This window comes from Streptomyces spiramenti (genome assembly GCF_012034385.1).
GTDB lineage: Bacteria > Actinomycetota > Actinomycetes > Streptomycetales > Streptomycetaceae > Streptomyces > Streptomyces spiramenti.
In genome coordinates this window covers 1-2,361 of sequence record NZ_JAAVJB010000402.1, presented here as the reverse complement: position 1 = coordinate 2,361, position 2,361 = coordinate 1, and the positions used below count along the sequence as shown (strand labels likewise).

The following is a 2,361-nucleotide window of genomic DNA, read 5'->3' as shown; positions in this document are numbered from 1 at the left end:
CCCCCCCCCCCCCCCCCCCACCGCTGTCGCATCCGGGCGCGCCCCGGGCAGGGGTCCCGCCGACCGGCGACGGCCCGCCGTGCCGAGCGGGCGCGTGTCCCGCCGCCGACCGGTTCCCCGCGGAAGCGGGCGGAGTCCACGGCCCACAGGGTTGTCCGTGACCGCAGGCCGCCCCCCTTCGTGGCCGTCCCCGGCGTCGCGTCCTCCCCGCCGCCGCGAGGCACCGCTGTCGTTCCCCTTCTCCCGGCTGCCGCCGGCCCTTCGCCGCCCGCCCGGACACCGCCGTCGCCCGGACCGCCTTCCCGCGGGTCGCTCCCCGGACCCCCGCCGCGATACGGCCGGTTGACGCCGGCCCATGCGCCCGGTCGCCCCTCACTCGGCCGACCGGCGCCCCCGAGGGCACGCCCCGTACCCCCGTGCGCCATGCCGTCGCCCGCGACGGCGCGCGACCGGCCGAGACGTCGCCGTCGGCCGCAGCCGACGAAGGCGAGTGCCCTCGCGCCCCAGACGGGGAGTGGGGGAGACGGCCCGAGGAGTGGCTCGCTCAGCCGGATCGCGGCGGCGGCGGTGAGGAGCCGCGCGAGCGGGAGGAACCGCGCACGACGAGTTCCGGCCGGAGGACCACCGCCCGGTGGCGGTGGCCCGTCAGGGGCCCGTCCCCACCGCCTCCGGCCTCTTCCGCGAGGAGCCGCACCGCGACGCGACCCAGCCGGTCCGCCGGCTGCCGCACCGAGGTGAGGGGCACAGCCGCGGCGGCGGCGAACTCGATGTCGTCGTACCCCACCAGGGCGACGTCCTCGGGGACCCGGACACCGGCGGTCACCAGGGCCTGCAGGACGCCGAGGGCCAGCAGGTCGTTGGCGCAGAAGACCGCGCTCGGCAGTTCCGGAAGACCGAGCAGCCGGGCCCCGGCGTCGGATCCGGAGGCGACGTCGAGCCGGTCGGCCGTCAGCCGGGTCAGCGCGGAGGCCGGCAGCCCGGCCTCAGCGAGCGCGTCGAGCGCCCCCGCCTGCCGGTCCTGGCACTGCGGGAGGTGCGGCGGTCCGCTGACGTACGTCACCCGGCGGTGCCCGCCGGAGAGCAGGTGCCGCACCGCGAGGGCCCCGCCGGTGACGTCGTCCACGGCGACCGAGCACCCCTGGTCGGCCGGCAGCGCCCGGTCGACGAAGACACAGGGGATGCCGTGGCGACGGAACCGCTCCAGGTTGGGGCCCGAGGCGTCGGCGGGCGTCACCAGGACGCCCCGGACCCGCTGTTCGGCGAAGAGCGCGAGGTAGTCGGCCTCCTCCGCTGGGCTCTGCGAACTGCTGCAGACCATCACGCGCAGGCCGAGTTCCGCCGCGGCGCGTTCCGCGCCCTTGGCGACTCCCGCGAAGAACGGGTTCGCCAGGTCCAGCACGAGGACGGCGACCATCCGGCTGCTGCCGCTGCGCAGCTGGCGGGCGCTCTCGCTCCGGACGTACCCGAGCGCCTCGATGGTGGCGAGCACCTTGTCGCGGGTGCCCGGGGCGACGGTGTCGGGGCGGTTGAGGACGTTGGAGACCGTGCCGACCGAGACGCCCGCCTCGCGCGCCACGTCCTTGATGCCGACCGGCGCCCCGCCCTGAGGTGTCATGGTCCCGCTCTCGTCCGTCGTGCCGTCCTGGCGTCCCGTCAGTCGGCCGTCCGGCGCGGGGGTCGGCTCCGGCCGGGTCGCGCCGGACCGTGCTCCACCAGGACGACCTCCAGCGTACGCGGGCCGTGGACGCCCTCCACCCGGTCCAGTTCGATGTCGCTGGTGGCGGAGGGGCCGGAGATCCAGGTGAGCGGACGCGAGGGGTCGAGCCGTTCCAGCACCTCGGGCACGGAGTTGACCACCTGGGCAGGGGCGTGCACCACGCAGACGTGGTGGTCGGGGACGAGGGTCGTCCGCCGCAGACCCTGGCCGGGCCCGCCGTCCAGCACCAGGGTGCCGGTCTCGGCGACGGCGACGGCACAGCCGGTGACGACGCTGTCGGCGGTCGCGAGCCGCGGCAGCGCGACGTCCTCTGCCAGCCAGCGCACCCCGTCGGTCCGCCAGGAGGCGGGCAGCGCCGGCGGGGCGACGGCCACCTCGGTGCCGCGCCGCCGCAGCAGTTCTGCGATGACCTCCGGAAGCTCCGCGGGCCCGCAGCGGTGCACCAGGGCGCGGTAGTCGGCGAGGTTGGCGGCGAGCAGCTCCACCGCCTCGCCCGGGTCGCCCGCGTGGTGGGCCCGCAGGTAGTCGCGCGCCACGGGGACGTCCTGCGGCCCCTCCGTCCGGGGCACGTCGCGCAGCGCCGCGCGCACCCGGGTGAGCACCAGGGTGCGGTCGCCCGGGCGGCGGGCCGCACCGGACGGCAC

General features: G+C 77.6%; 2 protein-coding genes. Both read right to left on the bottom strand.

Translation table 11 applies throughout. The annotated features are described in order from the left end of the window. Positions 1 to 544: 544 nt before the first annotated feature. Complete coding sequence (locus HCJ92_RS23655; RefSeq protein ID WP_167935651.1) at positions 545 to 1,615, bottom strand: LacI family DNA-binding transcriptional regulator; 1,071 nt, start codon at positions 1,613 to 1,615, stop codon at positions 545 to 547. Positions 1,616 to 1,653: 38 nt separating this feature from the next. Further along, positions 1,654 to 2,361, bottom strand: a complete 708-nt coding sequence (locus HCJ92_RS23650) for an LUD domain-containing protein (protein WP_167935650.1) — start codon at positions 2,359 to 2,361, stop codon at positions 1,654 to 1,656.